We start from the raw sequence: 17,325 nt of genomic DNA, 5'->3' as shown, positions 1-17,325 counted from the left end.
TCAGAGCATTTCAGGTGCGAACAGGCGCCGCCGCGAGACTTCTTTGCCGGACAGCATGAAGCGGCCATCGCCGCGGTAATGCACCGTCCTGGGCAGCGCAGGCCGCCTGGCCACCTGCGCGCTCACCACTTCCCAGACGAAGAGGGCGTGGCGGTTGATCTGCCGCCCGTCGTGCAGGCGGCATTCGAAACTGGCGTAGCACTCGGCGATGGCTGGCGCCGCAACCCGCTGGCCGGGGACGGCAGTCAGCCCGAAATGGTCGAACTTGTCCATCTGGGCACCGCTGCTGTTGCCAATGCCGATCACGGTGTCGAGCAGCTCGGCGGTCGGCAGATTGATCACGCATTGTTTGCTGCGCCGGACCAGTTCGAAACTGTGGTTGCCGGGAGCGATGCAGCAGGCGATCAGCGAGGGCGAAAACTCCAGCACCATATGCCAGCCCATGGTCATGATGTCGCGTTGGCCCTTGTGGGCCGAGCTCACCAGCACCACCGGCCCGGGTTCGAGGAAGCGGCGCGCCTGCTCCACCGGGAATGCATGTTTCCGATACTGTTTCATGGGCACACCAGCTGATTGGATGTGGCGATCGACGGTGTCGATGCGCTCATTCCAGCACATGCACGCTATCGGCGATGCGCTGCACTTCATCGGGATTGTGGCTGACGTACAACATCGGCAGGCGGATCTCGTCGCGCACGCGCTGCAGGTAGGGAATCAGTTCTTCGCGGCGCGCCTGATCCAGCGCCGACAAGGGCTCGTCAAACAGCAGGATCGCCGGTTGCGACAGCAAGGCGCGGCCGATCGCCACACGCTGCGCTTCGCCCCCGGAGAGGTTGCGCGGCCGGCGTTGCAGCAAGGGCGCGATACCCAGCAGTGCCACCACATCGTCGAAGCCGAATGGCGCCGCGCCTCGGGCGTGCCGGCCATAACGCAGGTTGCGGCGCACATCCAGATGCGGAAACAGCCGCGCATCCTGAAACACGTAGCCGATCCTGCGCTTGTGCGTGGGCAGGTCAACGCCTTGCCGGGCGTCATACAGGCAGCGCCCGTCGATGCGGATATGCCCGGCCTGCGGCCGCACCAAACCGGCGATTGCGTTGAGCACCGTGCTCTTGCCCGCGCCGGAGGGGCCGACCAGGGCCACCACACGGGCCTGGTCCTGGATGTGGACATGCCGTTGGAAATTGCCGCGCTGCAGGTGCAGGTCGATATCGAGCATCAGCCGTCCTCGCGTGGATGCGGTCTGCGCACCAGCCACTCGGACAGCAGCAGCGCCGCCAGCGAGATCGCCAAGGCAACGCCGGCCAGCCGCCACACGCCCGATTCCATGCCCGGCACCTGCATCAGCCCGTAGATGGCCGACGACAAGGTCTGGGTTTCGCCAGGGATATTGGACACGAAGGTGATGGTCGCGCCGAATTCGCCCAGGGCCTTGGCGAACGCCAGCACCATGCCGGCGACCAGGCCAGGCCAGGCCAACGGCAAGGTGATGCTGAAAAACACCCGCCACGGGCCCGCGCCGAGCGTGGCGGCGGCCGCTTCCAGGCGACGATCGGTCGCTTCGATGGACAAGCGGATCGCGCGCACCATCAACGGGAACCCCATCACCGCGCATGCCAGCGCCGCACCGGTCCAGCGGAATGCGAACTGGATGCCGAGGTGCTCCAGCAGCCAGCTGCCGACCGGCCCCTGCGTGCCCAGCACCACCAGCAGCGCGTAACCGGTCACCACCGGTGGCATCACCAGCGGCAAATGCAGCAGGGCATCCAGCAGCGCCTTGCCCGGGAAGCGCCGCCGCGCCAGCAGCCAGCCACAGGCGATGCCTGGCGGCAGGCTGGCGACGGCCGCAACGGTGGCGACCTTGAGACTCAGGCCGATCGCGGTCAGCTCCTGCGGGGTGAACATCGACAACGGCGCGCCTCAATCCTGCAACGAAAAACCACGGCGCACGAAGATCGCCCCGGCCGGCTTGCTGCCCAGCCACTGCACGAACGCGGCGGTGCCGGCATTGCTGCTGTTCTTCAACGCGGCAACCGGATACACGATGGCCTCGTGGCTATCGTCGGGGAAGGTGGCAACCACGCGGACCTTGGGGTCGGCGCGTGCATCCGAGCCGTACACGATGCCCAGCGGCGCCTCCCCGCGCGAGACCAGCATCAACGCGGCGCGCACGCTTTCCGACTCGGCCAGGCGATTGCTCACGCCGTCCCAGTGGCCGAGCTTGCGCAGCGCTGCGGCGGCATACTTGCCCGCCGGCACGCTGTTGGTCTGGCCCACCGCCAGCCGACCGCGCTCGCCGAGCGCCCTGGCAATCGCGCCGGGCTGGCGCGGATCCACGCGCAGCCCGCTGCTGGCCGGGGCGATCAGCACCAGGGTATTGCCGAGCAGGTTGTGACGCTGCGCCGGCAGCACCAGGCCGCGCTGCTGCAGATAGTCCATCCATTCCAGGTCGGCCGAAAAGAACACGTCTGCCGGTGCGCCTTGCTCGATCTGGCGTGCCAGTGCAGAGCTGGCGGCGTAGGAGACGCGCACGGGCGTGCCGGTCGCCTTCTGGTAGGCGGCCGCGGCCTCGTCCATGGATTCCTTCAGGCTGGCCGCAGCAAACACCGTCACCGGCGCGGTCTGCGCCGTGGCCAGGACGGGCAGGGCAAGCATCAGCACGCAGAACGCGCGCTGCCAAAAACCGATCGTGCGCATGGGGGGCTCCAGCAGGGTCAGGCACCGATCATAGCGGCTGCGCGCGATGCGCCGCGTGGCGGCCACGCTGACGCGTCAGCGAACCACCCCGTCACAGCGGCCCGCCTGCAGATTGGTCTGCAATGCCGGCCGGATCAGCCTGGGCTCGGGCAGCGTGGCATCGCGGGCCTGGCGCTGCGCCACGAACGCATCGACCTCCACACCATCGCGCACATGGATATTGCTGCGCCGCTGTTCGCCGATGCTGGTCTGGTAGGCCACGTCGCGGCCGCCCGGGCCGTAGTCATGGCAGACGAACACGCGCGTGTCCTCCGGCAGCGCGTACATGCGCTGGATCGAGGCAAACAGTTGCCGTGCATCGCCACCGGGGAAATCGCAGCGCGCGGTGCCGGCGTCGGGCATGAACAACGAATCGCCGGGGAACAGCGCATCGCCGATCAGATACGCGATGCTGTCGCTGGTATGCCCGGGCACCGCGATGACACGCACCTGCAGCCTGCCCAGGGCGAAGCGCTCGTCATCGGCGAACAGGTGATCGAACTGCGAGCCATCGGCACGGAAGTCCTCCGGCAGCGCATAGCGTGGCGCGAGCGTCTGCTGCACGTCCCGGATGCCGTCGCCGATGCCGATGCGTGCCTGCGGCCAGTGCTGCTTCAGCCACTGCGCGGCAGACAGGTGATCGGCATGCGCATGGGTTTCCAGCAGCCACTGCACCTGCCAGCCGCGGTGGGCGATGGCATCGACGATCGCCTGCGCGGCGCGCGTGCCGACCGCGCCGCTGTCGGCCGCATAGTCCAGCGCCGGGTCGATCACCGCTGCCGCCCCGGTCGCCGCGTCGGCGACCACATAGGTGAAGGTGTTGCTGTCGGCGTGGAAGAACGCAAGCACCTCGGGCTGCATCGGCGTCTCCATCTCAGGGCGTGGCCAGCGCCGCGTTGAGCACGGCGGCCAGTCGGTCGCCAGCCTCGCGCAATTGGGTCTCGGCAACCGGACGGTAGGTCGCGATGTAGTCGTCCGGCAACACGTGCTTGTCCGGATAGACGCCGGGCGTGACCGCGATCTTGCAGGAGGCCTGCGCCCAGGCCGCGGCCGGCGGTGGCAGCACCGGCGATGTCGCCGCGGTCGCCGGCAACGCCAGCAGGCGTTGCAGATACGCATCGTCATCAAGCTGGCGGTCGTTGAGCATGCCGCTGTCCCACAGCGCATGCAGGTTGCTGCCCTTGCCAGCGACCTGCAGCTGGAATGCATTGCCGCCCTTGTCGTGCGCGTAGCCGGCATGCATCGGCTGGTGGATGTCGCCGACAAAATGCACCACGAACTTCAGGGCCTGCCGACGCACGTCCAGGGGCTGGCTGCGGTCGGCAAGCAGCGCGGTCTGCCGGTCCAGCGCGGCGATCACGCAGTTGCCGTCCGGGCAGTCGCGCGGCGGCTCGTACGTACAGTCGTGCTCGCCGAGATTGACGTAATGCCACGGGCCGGAGCGCTTGCCCAGGTCCGGATCGTGCTCGCGCAATTCGTCGGCCCAGGTGGCGACACCGGCCAGTGTCGGATTGGCGTCGCCTTTCAGCAATTGCGCCACTTGTGCCCGCGCCTGCGGGCTCAGTTCGGTCTCGGCAATGCGCGCCACCAGGCGGTGGCCTTGCGGCCCCCAGGCGAAGGCGCTGATGGGCTGGAGGGCCGCGGCAACGGTTGCGGCAAGAAGGAGGCGAGGGGAGAAGGTCTTCATCCGGCAATTGTACGCATCGATCCGGGACGGTTTGATGGCCGTCCCGGTCCGACCACAGCCACGGCTCAGCGCGGCGTCTGCGGCAGGCTTAGAAATAGACCAGGTACGACACGCCGTAGGTCAGCGGATCGATCCGCGCCTTGCCCAGCCGGCTGCCATTGAAATCGACATTGCTGCGCGAATCGGTCCAGCGCGCATCCACCCGCAGGCCGCTGCGCTCGTTGAAGATGTAGTCCACACCGATATGTGCAGTGGCGCCCACCGAGTCGTCGAAGCGCAGATCGCCGTTGCCGAAGGCGTCATCGACGTCCTCGCCGACAAACGTGGTGTAGTTGATGCCGACCCCCACGAACGGCGACACCGTGCCGTAGCCGTTGATGTGGTACTGCAACAGCACGCTCGGCGGCACCGACCAGTAGCTGCCCACCTTGCCGACGCCCTCAAGCTGCAGATCGTGCTTGCCCGCCACCGCGGCATGCACCTCGATACCGAGATTGTTGCGCAGGAAGTATTCGTAGGTGAACGACAGCGTCGGGGCGCCCTTGATCTCGGCACGCGTGCCGCCGAAGCTGCCGCTGTCGGACTTGGGCGAGACATAGCCGGCGCCGTAGCCCGTGGTCCAGTGGCCGGCCGATTGTGCAAGGGCAGGTGCGGCCGAGGCGGCCAGTGCGATGGCGAGGGCGGTACGGATCAGCATGCTCATGGAATCCCCGGATAGGTCGGACAGGCGGTCGACGTGGCCAACCTGTCCGCAACTCCGGCGGTGGATTCACGTCCCTGGACGCCAAGTGTGCCAGAGATGCATCGCGCACGCTGCCGGGCTCAGAACCGGTGCACGTAGGCCAGGCCGTAGACCAGCGGGTCGATGTTGACCGTGCCGATGCGGCTGCCGTCGAGGCGCGCTTCGGTATCGATGTCGATCCAGCGCAGGTTCACCCGCAGTGCGCCGCGCTCGCTGAGCTTGTAGTCCACGCCTGCGTGCAGGGCCAGGCCCCACGAGTCGTCCAGTTCCAGCTCGCTGCCGGCCAGCGCGCCACGCGTGTCGGTACTGAAGAAACGGGTGTAGTTGATGCCCGCGCCAACGAACGGCGAGAGCTTGCCCTGGCTGTTGAAGTGGTACTGCAGCGAAATCACCGGCGGCAGATGCTTGGTGCTGGCGACACGTCCCAGGCCGCGCAGCGCGATGTCGTGCTCGAACGGCAGCGCAGCCAGTACTTCGATGCCCAGGTTGTCGGCAATGAAGTATTCCGCAGTGAAGGTGGGCTTGATGTCCTTGCCGACGTCCGCTTCGAGCGTACCGCCGACCAGGCGGCCGTTATCGGATTTGGGCGCGACCTGGTGGGCACCGACGGCAACGGTCCAGTCGCCTTTGGATTGAGCCAGTGCGGGGACGCTGGCGAAGGCGGCGGCCAGGCCGGCGAGCAGAAGGGTAGAGCGCATGCGCATGGAAATTCCCGTTGTGTGCAGAGGATGGAAGAAGTCTTGGGGCTTTGCCCGATGGATGCCTTGATCCTGATCAATCGCTGCGCGCGCTGCCGCGACAGGTCATGCGCGGACGTGGGCAGGGACCGGCACCGGCAGCAGCGATCTGCGCCGTGCCGGTGATCGCACCGGCGCATCGCTTCTGCGCTGCGATGCCAGGCGCCTGGCGCCAGCGGCGGCGGCGGCGGCGGCGGGGAAGGAACTCCGACGCCTGCATGCGCGGAGGAGCCGGCAGCGAGCGGATGGCGGCAGGGATCGCGCACTTACCTGGCCTTGGCGAGCTTGGGCGCATCCACTTCCGGCATCGCCGAGCTGTGGTGGTTGATGATCAGCCACTTGTCGTCGCGCTTTTCGTACACGAAGGTGTAACGCGCCTGCACCTTGCTCTTCTTGCCGTCCTTGTCGGTCAGCGTGAAGGTATAGACGCCGGCATCCACTGCGCTGTCGTCATCGAGCACGCGCACGGTGCGGTAGTTGACCACGCCCTGCGGCTTCTTGGTCAGGAACATCGCGAAGTATTTTTCGATCTGCGCGCGCGAGGCGCGCACCTCGTTGGAGACGGTCGGCAGCAGCACGCCGTCCGGCGCATACAGATCGGCCACCTTGTCCGGATTGCCGGTGGCCAGCGCCGCGTTCCAGGTGTCGAACAGGGACGCGACTTCGCGTTCTTCGCCGCCTGCCGGCAACGTGGCCTTGTCGGTGTAGTGCATCACGCCGCCAGCCAGCGCCGGGGTGGCAGCCAGAGCCAGGACCAGGGAGAGAAAGGTGCGACGCATGGGGGAATCTCCGTTGTGATGGATGGGTGCCTCAGCAGGCACGGCCAGTATCGAAATCCACGGAGCGCCGAAATGCTGCTGTTCGGCATATGCATCGATACGCCTTTCAGCGTATCGACGTAGAACTTAAGCAATTGAAATAATTTGGATATATCGAAAATAAGGCGTGTTTTCGATTGCCGCGTTCGTGCCGCACCTCAGATCGTCACGGGCCCTCAAGTCAGGCAGGCGTCAGCCCATACCGCGTCGTGCTTGCAGCGCCGAGCCCATCACCTTGTCGATTGACGCCACCCACACAGCGTGCCCACCTTTCGATTCCCGATTCCCGATTCCCGATTCCCGATTCCCGATTCCCAATCCCACCCCGCATGCACCACGGCACAACGCCCTGGCGCCACATGCCGCAGCGCTGGCTGCAGCACGGCTGCGCGAGTGCGACGCTGCTAGAATGGCGGTCCCTTTCCATCCGCCGCGCCATCGCGGCCGCAGGAGCTAGTGAACATGGCAATCAAGGTTGGCATCAACGGATTCGGTCGCATCGGCCGCAACGTGCTGCGCTCTGCGGTGCAGAACTTCGCCAATGACATCGAGATCGTGGCCATCAATGACCTGCTCGAGCCCGATTACCTCGCCTACATGCTGCAGTACGACTCGGTGCATGGCCGCTTCAAGGCCGATGTGTCGGTCGACGGCAACACGCTGATCGTCAACGGCAACAAGATCCGCCTGACGCAGGAGCGCGACCCGGCCAACCTCAAGTGGGATGCGGTCGGTGCCGACGTGGTGATCGAGTCCACCGGCCTGTTCCTGACCAAGGAAACCGCGCAGAAGCACATCGACGCCGGCGCCAAGAAGGTGATCCTCTCGGCACCGTCCAAGGACGATACGCCGATGTTCGTGTTCGGCGTCAACGACAAGACCTACAACGGCGAAGCGATCGTCTCCAACGCCTCGTGCACCACCAACTGCCTGGCGCCGCTGGCCAAGGTGATCAACGACAAGTGGGGCATCAAGCGCGGCCTGATGACCACCGTGCACGCGGCCACCGCGACGCAGAAGACCGTGGACGGCCCGTCGAACAAGGATTGGCGCGGCGGGCGCGGCATCCTGGAGAACATCATTCCGTCCTCCACCGGTGCCGCCAAGGCCGTGGGCGTGGTGATTCCCGAGCTCAACAAGAAGCTGACCGGCATGAGCTTCCGCGTGCCGACCTCGGACGTGTCGGTGGTCGACCTCACCGTCGAGCTGGAAAAGCCGGCCACCTACGCCGAGATCTGTGCCGAAGTGAAGGCGCAGAGCGAAGGCGCCTTGAAGGGCGTGCTGGGTTACACCGAAGACAAGGTCGTGGCCACCGACTTCCGCGGCGAAACCTGCACCTCGGTGTTCGACGCCGACGCCGGCATCGCGCTGGATTCGACCTTCGTCAAGCTGGTGTCCTGGTACGACAACGAGTGGGGCTATTCCAACAAGTGCCTGGAAATGGTGCGGGTTGTCGCGAAGTAATCCTTGCGCCTAGGCGACGAGTGAAGGCCCCGGCATGCCGGGGCCTTTCGTTTTGTATGTGCCGGAACGTGACGTGTGCTGATGCCGTCACCGCGTCGTCGGCAGTACGGGAAGTGGACTTTGCGAGGCCCACGTGCGCTAATTTGCGGGCACGGCGGTCGTTCCCGTGTCGTGTACGAAGGATCGGGGAACTCCATGGATCGAGAGAACAAAACTCATGAGTAAATTTCTGGCGGGCGTATTGGCGCTCGGTGTGGTGATTGCGGTGTCGGCTCCGTCGACCACTTGGGCCGCGAAAAAGCAGACCGGTACGCCGGCCTGGATGAATGCCGATGGCGAGGTGATCAAGTCGGCCGATGTCGAGGCGGGCTATGGGGAAACGGTCAAGGGCATCAACGATTACGAAGGCGAGATCACCGGCAAGCCGGCGCCTGACAGCAAGTTCACCCAGCTGAAGATCGGCATGCCGATGAAGCAGGTCACCGACCTGATTGGTCAGCCGAACGATCAGGGCTCCTACGTGACCGGCAAGGCGTTCATCCCGTTCTTCTTCGGCGGCGACCGCTACCGGTATGAGATGGCCTACAAGGGCCAGGGGCGCCTGGTGTTCGCTGGCAAGTCGATGGACACCGGCGGCAACCTGATCTGGATCATCCATAACAAGAACGACAGCGGCTACCGCGAATGATGTTCAAACGCCCGGTTCTACCGGGCGTTTTTCTTGGGGGCATGTCGATGCATGTAGCCATTGCGTGCCGGTGCCCATGGCGGCATCGTGTCGCTGCGCTTCAGCCAGGGATTGGCTGCCCAGACGCGTCCTGAGCCTGTATGGTTCGCGCATTCGGCCGGATGCCGACTCAGGGGTTATGCGTTGGAAACGATGATCGTGTCGGTGGTGCTGTTGCTGCTTGCGGTGCCGGTAGGGTTGGTGATCGCCCTGGTGTGGATCGCCGGGCTGCGGCGGCGCGTGGATGCGCTGGAACAGCGGCTTGCGCAATGGCAGGCCAGCGGTGCAGGCGGCGCGGACGCGGCGGCGGTGCACAGCCCAATGCAGTCGCCAGTCGTTACATGGGGGGCGCGGGAGGCGTCCGACCTCGGCCTGTCTGGGTCTGGCGCCCCTGAGCGGCCTGCCGCCGCAGATGTGCACGCTGCGCCGTCGCCGGTCGCGCCGATGCCGAGACCGATGCCGCCATCATTGCCCGCACAGGTGCCCGCATCTGCTACGGCGCGCAGTGCAGTCCAAGCACCGCCCCTGGCCGCTGCGCCTGCGGAATTCGAGCAGCAAGCGCACGACGTCCCGTCCGGACCAGGCCCGCTGGCGCGCGCGGCCAGCGCAGTGAAGCGCTGGTTCACCGAAGGCAACGTGCCGGTCAAGGTCGGCATGCTGGTGTTGCTGGCCGGCGTGGCGTCGCTGTTGAAGTACGCCAGCGACCAGGGCTGGATGCGCATGCCGATCGAGCTGCGGCTGGCCGGCATCAGTGTGCTGGCGCTCGCCGGCCTGGTGCTGGGCTGGAAGCAGCGGCTGCAGCGGCCCGGCTTTGCGCTGGCGTCGCAGGGCGGCGCCATCGGCGGCTTGCTGCTGACGGTGTTTGCCGCGTTCAAGTTGTACGGGCTGCTCGGCGCAGGCCTGGCGATGGGCATCAGCGTGGTGCTGATTGCCGGCATGTGCGTGCTGGCGGTGGTGCAGGATTCGCGCACGCTGGCGGTGCTGGGGGTGCTGGCCGGCTTCCTTGCGCCGATCTGGCTGTCCACCGGCAACGGCAATCATGTCGCGCTGTTTGCGTATTACGCGGTGCTCAACGCCGGCATCGTGGCGATCGCCTGGACGCGTCCGTGGCGGGTGCTGAACCTGCTCGGATTCGCCTTCACCTTCGGCATCGGCACGCTGTGGGGCGCGCTGCAATACACCCCGGCGAAATTTGCCACCACCGAGCCGTTCCTGCTGCTGTTCTTCGCCATGTATGTGGCGATTCCGGTCCTGCATGCGCGACGTGGCGATGGCAGTGCGGGCAAGCTGATCGACGGCAGCCTGTTGTTCGGCACCCCGCTGGTGGCCTTCGCGTTGCAGGCGCGCCTGCTGGATGGTGAACGCTTGCCGTTGGCGCTGTGCGCGTTGGCGGTGGCTGCGCTGTACGCGGGTCTGGCCCGCTGGTTGCTGCGGCGTGCCTCCACGCGTCTGCTGGGCCAGGCGCACGCGATGCTGGCGGTCGGTTTTGCCACCCTGGCCGTACCGCTGGCACTGTCGGCGCGTGCCACCGCCAGCGTCTTTGCGCTGGAGGGTGCCGGTCTGCTGTGGCTGGGGCTGCGGCAACGGCGTCGGATCTCGCAGTTCAGCGGGGTGGCATTGCAGTTGCTGGCGGCGGTGGGTGTCGCCTTCGGTGTGGATGCCTGGCGTTACGACGCGGTGGCGGTGGCCAACGCCACCTGCATGAGCACCCTGCTGCTTGCACTGGCTGGCTGGGCCAGTGCCTGGTTCCTGCGCGATGCAGGGCAGCCGCGCCGCGCGCTGGTGGCGTATCTGTGGGGGCTGGGCTGGTGGACGCTGTGCGGCGTGCACGAGATCCTGCGCTTTGCCGGCGATCTGCGCAGCGAGCCGGATCTGCTGCTGGGTTTTGTCGCGCTCACCGTGTGGCTGGCCGCCGAGGTGCATCGGCGTCGCCCGGCAACGGCGCTGGTGTGGACGGCGATGGCCGGGCTGGCGCTGGCTGCGCCGTTGGCGCTGTGGCAATGCCATGCGCATACGCAACCGTTCGCCCATTGGGGGGCGCTGGCCTGGCTGGCGTTTGCCGTGGCAGGCACGCGCGCGCTGTGGTGCCTGCGCAGGCAGCACGGCGCAGGCGCCGTGGCCGCGCAGTTCATCTGGTGGCTGCTGTGGCCGTTGGTGGTGTCGCTGGGCGTGGCGTGGTTGGCCGATACGTACATGCTGGCAAATGGCTGGCGTTGCGCCTTGCTGGCCGCGCCCTGGTTGGGCGTGGCGGCAGTGGGGCTGTTGCGCTGGCCGTGGCTGGCGTGGCCGCAAGGCGCCGGCTTCGATCGGGCACGCAACCCGTTGCTGGGCTGTGTGTTCGCGGTGCTGGGCAGCGGTTGGCTGATCGTGCTGCTGGACCCGGTGAGCGCCGCGCCATTGCCGTGGCTGCCCTTGCTCAATCCGGCCGAGCTGGCGCAACTGGCGGTGCTGGCCCTGCTGGCGCGGTGGGCGTGGTCTGCGCAGGCGCCGTTGGTCGTGCAACGGTGGCGGGTGACTGCGCTGGGTGTCCTGGGCTGGGCCCTGGTCACCGGCAGCACCCTGCACAGCGTGCATCACTGGGGTGGCGTGGCATGGGACGCCGGCTTGATCGGCGCGACCCTGTCGCAGACCAGCCTGACCATCGTGTGGAGCGTGCTGGGCGTGCTGGGCTGGGTGATCGGCTCGCGGCGCGGTCAGCGTGGGCTGTGGCTGGGCGGTGCGTTGCTGATGGGCCTGGTGCTGGCCAAGCTGGTGCTGGTCGACCGCCAGCATCTGGGCAATCTGCTTGGCATCGGCTCGTTCATGGCCTATGGCCTGTTGTGCACCGTGGTGGGCTACCTGGCACCGGCGCCGCCGCGCCAGCCGGTGGCCGATGCGCAGGCCGTCGGAGACGATGGCGTCGACAAGGAACAGGCATGAAATCGAGGCAATGGGGATGGCTGCTGCTGGTGCCGCTGATGGCGCAGGCGGCCGATGTGCGCCAGGACTATCGGCAACAGTGGCCGCTGCAGGTGGCCGGCTCGGACGCCGGCCTGTATCAGCTGCGCTTGAACGCAGCGATCTATCGCAGCGCACAGGACGCAGGGCTGCGCGATGTCACGGTGATCGATGCGCGTGGCGAGGAGATGCCGGCCGCGCTCTTGCCGGTGGATGCCGCGCCGGCTGCCGCACCGCGTCGGCAACGCCTGCCCGTGTTTGCGCTGCCGGCCGGTGCGGCGCCTGCCAACGGCGACCTGCAACTGATCGCCGAACGCGATGCCAGTGGCGCGGTGCGGCGGCTGGAAGGCCGTTTTGCCACCGGCGCCGCTGCAGGTGCCGGTGGCAGCTGGCTGATCGATGCCAGCGCATTGGGTGATCGTCCGCGTGCGCTGTGGCTGGACTGGGACGGCAACACGCCGGTGCAGGCGCGGCTGCGTGTGGAAGGCAGCGACGATCTGCGCGACTGGCGCGTGCTGGCCGCCGATGCCACCGTGATGGCGCTGGACAACCAGGCGCAGCGTCTGCAGCAACGCCGTATCGCGCTGGACGAGGGCGCGCGCTATCTGCGCATCGTGCCCGTGTCGGGCGCGCTGCCGGCCTTGCGCGCGGTTGATGCGGAACTGGACGGCGTCGCTGCGCCGCTGCAATCGCAGTGGCTGGAGTTGCCGGGCACCGCACAGGACAAGGCGGTGCTGTATGCCTTGCCCGGGCGCTTTCCGGTCACCCAGGTCGATGTCAGCGGCGGTCCGGCCGAGGCGGTCGAATGGATCGCGGAAAGCCGTGATGCCGATGACGCGCCGTGGCTGCGCCGCGCCGGGCCGTGGTTGGCGTATCGACTCGGTGCCGGCAAGGCCGCCGCGTCCCCGCCGCAACAGCTGTCGGCCCCGGTGCGTGATCGCCAATGGCGCTTGCTCGCCGCACAAGGCCGCAGCACCGCGAGGCCGACGCTGCGCGTGGGCTACCAGCCGGAGCGGATGATGTTCCTCGCCCAGGGGCAGCCGCCGTATGCCGTGGTCGCGGGTAGCGCGCGCGTGCAACGCGGTGACGCGCCACTGGCCTCGATGCTGCAGGCGCTGCGCCGCGAACGTGGCGCGCAGTGGCAACCGGCGCCTGCCAGCATCGCCGCGCAGGCGCAGCCGCTGGCCGGCGATGCCGCACTGCAGCCGGCCGCTACGCCGCGCGACTGGAAGCGTTGGTTGCTATGGGGGCTGCTGATCGGCGGCGCCGTGCTGGTCGGTGGTTTCGCCGTGAGTCTGCTGCGCAGCCCGGCGGCCAATCGCAGCCCCTGACGACCCGCGCGCCGCACGGCGGTTTGCCGCTGCGGCGCGAAGGTCCGACAATGGGCATCCCCCGTCGCCAAGGCAGCCGCATTGCCCGTCGTCCTCGACCGACCATCCCCCGCATCGCCAGCCGTATGGGCGGCGATATGCGCGGCAGGCAAGCTGCAATCTCCGCGACCTGCACGCGGGCGCAACGCCAGCGTGCAACGGCTGCCCCACGCCATCCATCCGCGCAGCGCCCAGACATCGGCGCCACGTGTACCGGCTGCTTTTTCGATTCCCGAATCCCGATTTCCGAATCCCCATTCCCCAGACCTAGCGAGCTGACCCCATGTCCATCGTCCGCATGACCGACCTCGATCTCTCCGGCAAGCGCGTGCTGATCCGCCAGGATCTCAACGTGCCGATCGACAACGGCCAGATCACCTCCGAGCAGCGCATCACCGCGTCGGTGCCCACCATCCAGCTGGCGCTGGAAAAGGGCGCCGCGGTGATGGTCACCTCGCACCTGGGCCGCCCCAAGGAAGGCAGCTGGACCGAGGAGGATTCGCTGGCGCCGGTGGCCGCGCGCCTGACCGCGCTGCTGGGCGTGGACGTGCCGCTGGTGCGCGACTGGGTCGATGGCGTGGAGGTGGCGCCGGGCCAGGTGGTGCTGCTGGAAAACTGCCGCATGAACGTCGGCGAGGGCAAGGACGACGAAACCCTGGCGCGCAAGTACGCCGCGCTGTGCGATGTGTTCGTCATGGACGCCTTCGGCACCGCGCATCGCGCACAGGCCTCCACCCATGGCGTGATCCGCTTCGCGCCGGTGGCTGCCGGTGGGCCGCTGTTGATGGCCGAACTCGATGCGCTGGCCAAGGCACTGGACAATCCGGCCAAGCCGCTGCTGGCGATCGTGGCCGGCAGCAAGGTGTCCACCAAGCTGGAGTTGCTGTCCAACCTGGTCAACAAGGTCGACCAGCTGATCGTCGGCGGCGGCATCGCCAACACCTTCATCGCCGCGGCCGGGCATGCGGTGGGCAAGTCCCTGAGCGAGCCGGACCTGATTCCCACCGCCAACCAGATCGTCGCCGATGCCAAGCTGCGCGGCGCGGAGATTCCGTTGCCGACCGACGTGGTCGTCGCCAAGCAGTTCCTGCCCGATGCCGAGGCGACGGTGAAGGCGCTCGATGCGGTGGAGGCCGACGATCTGATCCTGGACATCGGCCCGCAGACCGCCACGCGCTACGCCGAGCTGATCGCCAGTGCCGGCACCGTGGTGTGGAACGGGCCGGTCGGCGTGTTCGAGTTCGAGCCCTTCAGCCACGGCACCGAAACCCTGGCGCGTGCGATCGCCAGCTCCAGGGCGTTCTCGATCGCCGGTGGCGGCGACACCCTGGCCGCGGTGGACAAGTACGACATCGCCAAGGACGTCACCTACATCTCCACCGGCGGCGGCGCGTTCCTGGAATTCCTGGAAGGCAAGACCCTGCCGGCGGTGGCGGCGCTCGAGGCGCGCGGCAAGTGAGTGCAGCCACGCTGTTCTTCGATCTGGACGGCACCCTGGTCGATTCGGAGCCGGGCATCGTCGCCAGCATCGTGCATGCCTTCGACGCGGTGGGCCAGCCGCGACCCTCGCCGCAGACCCTGCGCGCGTGGATCGGCCCGCCGCTGCGCGACAGCTTCACCGACTGTTTTCCCGATGATCCGGCGCTGGTGCAGCGCACACTGGGGGCGTATCGCCAGCGTTACGACGCGGTGGGCTGGACCGAACTGAGCGTGTTCGACGGTATCGGTGCAGTCGTCATGGACCTGCAGCGCGCCGGTCATCGCCTGGCGGTGGTGACCTCGAAAAACGAGCGTTACGCGCGCCGCATCGTCGAGCATCTGCCGTTCGGTGCGTGCTTCGAGAACGTGATCGGGGCCAGCGAAGACGGCGAGCGCCGTTTCAAGCCGGACCTGATTGCCGAAGCCTTGCGACGCCTGGACATTGCCAAGACCGGCTGCGTGATGATCGGCGACCGCCGGATGGATATCGATGGCGCCAACCATCACGGCATCCATAGCATCGGCGTGTTGTGGGGCTTCGGCGACGAAGCCGAGCTGCGGGGCGCAGGTGCGGGTGCGATCGCACACACCCCTGCCGAGTTGCGCGCCCTGATCGATGGACAGGACTGACGGACCACGCAGCCGCGCACATTGCCAGGCGAGCGCGGCCGGCGCTCGCCTGGGCGTGGCCGCATGCGCAGGCGGCGAGGGGCGTGCAGCGTCGGCGCCCCCGCGTCCGCTCGCTGTCGTCTGCTGACTGCTGCGAACCGTGGGACCTTCACCGCTGCCGCGTTAGGGTGGCAGCCCACAGCAACAACCCGCCGCGCGCCCAGCGCGCTGCGGAAAGCGTACGTACTGTCCCGCACTGTCTACAGGACATGCCGGAATGCGAGGGTGGCTATGCCGCAATGCCATCCTCGGTAGGTGACGCGTGTGTTAAGTTTCGCGGCTTTTACAGGGAGGCCATCATGAAAGAACGCCAACGCCGCACCAAGATCCTTGCCACGCTCGGACCGGCGACGGATCCGCCCGGTGTGCTGGAGGCCTTGTTCAAGGCCGGCGTCAACGTGGTGCGCCTCAACTTCAGCCACGGCGACCCGTCCGGCCAGGCCAAGCGCGCTGCCGAAGTGCGCGCCGCGGCCGTCCGCGTCGGTGCCGAAGTCGGCATCCTGGCCGACCTGCCGGGCCCGAAGATCCGCGTCGAACGTTTTGCCGAAGGCAAGATCAAGCTGACCACCGGCGAGCGTTTCGACCTGGTGGCCGACCCCAATGCGCCCGCCGGCGACCAGCACCAGGTTGGCGTCAGCTACCTCGGCCTGCCGCAGGACGTGGCCGCCGGTGACGTGCTGCTGCTGGACGATGGCCTGGTGCAGCTGCAGGTGACCGAGGTGCAGGGTCAGCGCATCGTCACCACCGTGCTCAACGATGGCGTGCTGTCCGATCGCAAGGGCCTGAACAAGCAGGGCGGCGGCCTGTCGCTGGGCGCGCTGACCGAGCGCGACAAGGAACTGATCGGCATCGTCGCCAAGATCGGCGTGGACTTCATCGCGGTGTCGTTCTGCCGCAACGCCGAGGACATGAACGATGCGCGCCGTATCGCGCGTCAGCATGGCTGCGATGCCGCGCTGGTGTCCAAGATCGAGCGCACCGAAGCGATCGAGAACCTGGTCGAGATCGTCGAAGCCTCCGACGTGGTGATGGTGGCGCGTGGCGATCTGGGCGTGGAAATCGGCGATGCCGAATTGCCGGGCCTGCAGAAGAAGATCATCCGCGAATCGCTGGCGCAGAACAAAGTGGTGATCACCGCCACGCAGATGCTGCAGTCGATGGTGGAAAGCCCGATCCCGACCCGCGCCGAAGTGCTGGACGTGGCCAATGCGGTCATCGACGGCACCGACGCGGTGATGCTCTCGGCCGAAACCGCGGCCGGCGCCTACCCGGTGCGTGCGGTGGAAGCGATGGCACGCATCTGTCTGGGTGCCGAGCGCCAGTTCGAGTTCGACACCGACTTCGAAGCGGCGCAACGTAACCTGCAGCGCGCCGACCAGGCGATCGCAATGGCGACCATGTTCCTGTCCGAACACATCGGTCTGGCCGGCGTGGTTGCGTTGACCGAGTCCGGCGGCACGCCGCGTTACCTGTCGCGCTTCCGTTCCAATATGCCGATCTACGCCTTCACCCGTCACGATGGCGCACGCCGCCACATGGCGATGATGCGTGGCGTGTTCCCGATCAGCTTCGACAGCCGCGGCCTGACCCCGCGCGAAGCCGCACGTGCGGCGATCCGCCTGCTGGTGGAGAACGAGCGCATGGGACCGGGCGACCGCGTGGTGTTCACCAGCGGCGAGCACATGGAAACCCATGGCGCCACCAACACGCTCCGCCTGCTGGAAGTGGGCGAGGACGGCCGCGCCAGCGGCCTGGGCGAGCTGTAACGCCTGGCCTGAGCCGCGCGTGCGTCGTAGGTCGATGCGCGCTGGCCCACCATCGTTGCCTGCAAATACAGCGGCGGCCTGCGGGTCGCCGTTGTGCTGTGCGGGACATGGTCTGCGGTGCGGGATGCGCCTGCACGCGCGCTTAGCGCGAGGCACGCGCGTCACGCTGCGAGCAGCGGCACACATCCTGTCA

The 17,325-nt window shown here is 67.4% G+C and carries 16 protein-coding genes; 7 read left to right on the top strand and 9 right to left on the bottom strand.

The genetic code is table 11. The features are described from left to right. The 9 genes from H7A86_RS15865 to H7A86_RS15825 all read right to left on the bottom strand — a co-directional run bounded on the left by H7A86_RS15865 (position 1) and on the right by H7A86_RS15825 (position 6,681). Complete coding sequence (locus tag H7A86_RS15865; RefSeq protein WP_119131037.1) at positions 1 to 558, bottom strand: flavin reductase family protein; 558 nt, start codon at positions 556 to 558, stop codon at positions 1 to 3. Positions 559 to 604: 46 nt separating this feature from the next. After that, complete coding sequence (gene modC / locus H7A86_RS15860) at positions 605 to 1,219, bottom strand: molybdenum ABC transporter ATP-binding protein (RefSeq protein WP_115677306.1); 615 nt, start codon at positions 1,217 to 1,219, stop codon at positions 605 to 607. Continuing rightward, positions 1,219 to 1,905 (bottom strand): molybdate ABC transporter permease subunit, encoded by a 687-nt coding sequence (gene modB, locus H7A86_RS15855; protein WP_180708162.1) that lies wholly within the window; start codon positions 1,903 to 1,905, stop codon positions 1,219 to 1,221. Before modB ends, modC begins: the two co-directional genes overlap by 1 nt. A 15-nt stretch (positions 1,906 to 1,920) precedes the next feature. Further along, positions 1,921 to 2,697 carry a molybdate ABC transporter substrate-binding protein gene (gene modA, locus H7A86_RS15850; RefSeq protein ID WP_119131482.1) on the bottom strand — a complete coding sequence of 259 codons (777 nt, stop codon included), beginning with the start codon at positions 2,695 to 2,697 and terminating at the stop codon, positions 1,921 to 1,923. 75 nt (positions 2,698 to 2,772) lie between these two features. Next, positions 2,773 to 3,597, bottom strand: a complete 825-nt coding sequence (locus H7A86_RS15845; RefSeq protein ID WP_119131483.1) for an MBL fold metallo-hydrolase — start codon at positions 3,595 to 3,597, stop codon at positions 2,773 to 2,775. Between the two features lie 13 nt (positions 3,598 to 3,610). Further along, the gene (locus H7A86_RS15840) at positions 3,611 to 4,519 is read right to left on the bottom strand and encodes a S1/P1 nuclease (protein ID WP_232099342.1); all 909 of its coding nucleotides are present in this window, start codon (positions 4,517 to 4,519) and stop codon (positions 3,611 to 3,613) included. Beyond that, positions 4,512 to 5,126: an OmpW/AlkL family protein gene (locus H7A86_RS15835; protein ID WP_119131039.1), complete on the bottom strand. Its 615-nt coding sequence runs from the start codon at positions 5,124 to 5,126 to the stop codon at positions 4,512 to 4,514. Before H7A86_RS15835 ends, H7A86_RS15840 begins: the two co-directional genes overlap by 8 nt. A gap of 119 nt (positions 5,127 to 5,245) precedes the next feature. Next, on the bottom strand, positions 5,246 to 5,869 hold the full coding sequence (locus tag H7A86_RS15830; protein WP_119127524.1) for an OmpW/AlkL family protein: 624 nt from the start codon (positions 5,867 to 5,869) through the stop codon (positions 5,246 to 5,248). Between the two features lie 299 nt (positions 5,870 to 6,168). Then, the gene (locus tag H7A86_RS15825; RefSeq protein ID WP_119131041.1) at positions 6,169 to 6,681 is read right to left on the bottom strand and encodes an SgcJ/EcaC family oxidoreductase; all 513 of its coding nucleotides are present in this window, start codon (positions 6,679 to 6,681) and stop codon (positions 6,169 to 6,171) included. A 501-nt stretch (positions 6,682 to 7,182) separates the two neighbouring features. Between H7A86_RS15825 and gap the strand changes: the two genes are divergently transcribed. The 7 genes from gap to pyk all read left to right on the top strand — a co-directional run bounded on the left by gap (position 7,183) and on the right by pyk (position 17,132). After that, positions 7,183 to 8,184: a type I glyceraldehyde-3-phosphate dehydrogenase gene (gap, locus tag H7A86_RS15820; RefSeq protein ID WP_104648883.1), complete on the top strand. Its 1,002-nt coding sequence runs from the start codon at positions 7,183 to 7,185 to the stop codon at positions 8,182 to 8,184. Positions 8,185 to 8,401: 217 nt separating this feature from the next. Next, positions 8,402 to 8,872 (top strand): hypothetical protein, encoded by a 471-nt coding sequence (locus H7A86_RS15815; RefSeq protein WP_115677300.1) that lies wholly within the window; start codon positions 8,402 to 8,404, stop codon positions 8,870 to 8,872. A gap of 192 nt (positions 8,873 to 9,064) precedes the next feature. Next, the gene (locus tag H7A86_RS15810) at positions 9,065 to 11,830 is read left to right on the top strand and encodes a DUF2339 domain-containing protein (RefSeq protein ID WP_425509758.1); all 2,766 of its coding nucleotides are present in this window, start codon (positions 9,065 to 9,067) and stop codon (positions 11,828 to 11,830) included. Continuing rightward, a complete protein-coding gene (locus tag H7A86_RS15805) occupies positions 11,827 to 13,179 on the top strand; it encodes a DUF3999 domain-containing protein (RefSeq protein ID WP_119131044.1) in 1,353 nt (450 codons plus the stop codon). Before H7A86_RS15810 ends, H7A86_RS15805 begins: the two co-directional genes overlap by 4 nt. Positions 13,180 to 13,501: 322 nt before the next feature. Continuing rightward, positions 13,502 to 14,677: a phosphoglycerate kinase gene (locus H7A86_RS15800; RefSeq protein ID WP_119131045.1), complete on the top strand. Its 1,176-nt coding sequence runs from the start codon at positions 13,502 to 13,504 to the stop codon at positions 14,675 to 14,677. After that, positions 14,674 to 15,327, top strand: a complete 654-nt coding sequence (locus H7A86_RS15795) for an HAD family hydrolase (protein WP_119131046.1) — start codon at positions 14,674 to 14,676, stop codon at positions 15,325 to 15,327. Before H7A86_RS15800 ends, H7A86_RS15795 begins: the two co-directional genes overlap by 4 nt. Before the next feature lie 338 nt (positions 15,328 to 15,665). After that, a complete protein-coding gene (gene pyk, locus H7A86_RS15790; RefSeq protein WP_104583696.1) occupies positions 15,666 to 17,132 on the top strand; it encodes a pyruvate kinase in 1,467 nt (488 codons plus the stop codon). Positions 17,133 to 17,325: the final 193 nt, after the last annotated feature.

The organism is Xanthomonas euroxanthea (genome assembly GCF_903989455.1).
Taxonomy (GTDB): domain Bacteria; phylum Pseudomonadota; class Gammaproteobacteria; order Xanthomonadales; family Xanthomonadaceae; genus Xanthomonas; species Xanthomonas euroxanthea.
The sequence above is the reverse complement of the archived record's forward strand: the minus strand, read 5'-3'. Positions and strand labels throughout refer to the sequence as shown.

Excerpts from the sequence above, each read along its gene's own strand:
- H7A86_RS15835 (WP_119131039.1), bottom strand. The coding sequence starts at position 5,126 with ATGAGCATGCTGATCCGTACCGCCCTCGCCATCGCACTGGCCGCCTCG.
- H7A86_RS15845 (WP_119131483.1), bottom strand. The coding sequence starts at position 3,597 with ATGCAGCCCGAGGTGCTTGCGTTCTTCCACGCCGACAGCAACACCTTC.
- H7A86_RS15865 (WP_119131037.1), bottom strand. The coding sequence starts at position 558 with ATGAAACAGTATCGGAAACATGCATTCCCGGTGGAGCAGGCGCGCCGC.
- H7A86_RS15805 (WP_119131044.1), top strand. The coding sequence starts at position 11,827 with ATGAAATCGAGGCAATGGGGATGGCTGCTGCTGGTGCCGCTGATGGCG.
- modC (WP_115677306.1), bottom strand. The coding sequence starts at position 1,219 with ATGCTCGATATCGACCTGCACCTGCAGCGCGGCAATTTCCAACGGCAT.
- gap (WP_104648883.1), top strand. The coding sequence starts at position 7,183 with ATGGCAATCAAGGTTGGCATCAACGGATTCGGTCGCATCGGCCGCAAC.
- modA (WP_119131482.1), bottom strand. The coding sequence starts at position 2,697 with ATGCGCACGATCGGTTTTTGGCAGCGCGCGTTCTGCGTGCTGATGCTT.
- H7A86_RS15825 (WP_119131041.1), bottom strand. The coding sequence starts at position 6,681 with ATGCGTCGCACCTTTCTCTCCCTGGTCCTGGCTCTGGCTGCCACCCCG.
- modB (WP_180708162.1), bottom strand. The coding sequence starts at position 1,905 with ATGTTCACCCCGCAGGAGCTGACCGCGATCGGCCTGAGTCTCAAGGTC.
- H7A86_RS15815 (WP_115677300.1), top strand. The coding sequence starts at position 8,402 with ATGAGTAAATTTCTGGCGGGCGTATTGGCGCTCGGTGTGGTGATTGCG.
- H7A86_RS15810 (WP_425509758.1), top strand. The coding sequence starts at position 9,065 with ATGATCGTGTCGGTGGTGCTGTTGCTGCTTGCGGTGCCGGTAGGGTTG.
- H7A86_RS15830 (WP_119127524.1), bottom strand. The coding sequence starts at position 5,869 with ATGCGCATGCGCTCTACCCTTCTGCTCGCCGGCCTGGCCGCCGCCTTC.
- pyk (WP_104583696.1), top strand. The coding sequence starts at position 15,666 with ATGAAAGAACGCCAACGCCGCACCAAGATCCTTGCCACGCTCGGACCG.
- H7A86_RS15800 (WP_119131045.1), top strand. The coding sequence starts at position 13,502 with ATGTCCATCGTCCGCATGACCGACCTCGATCTCTCCGGCAAGCGCGTG.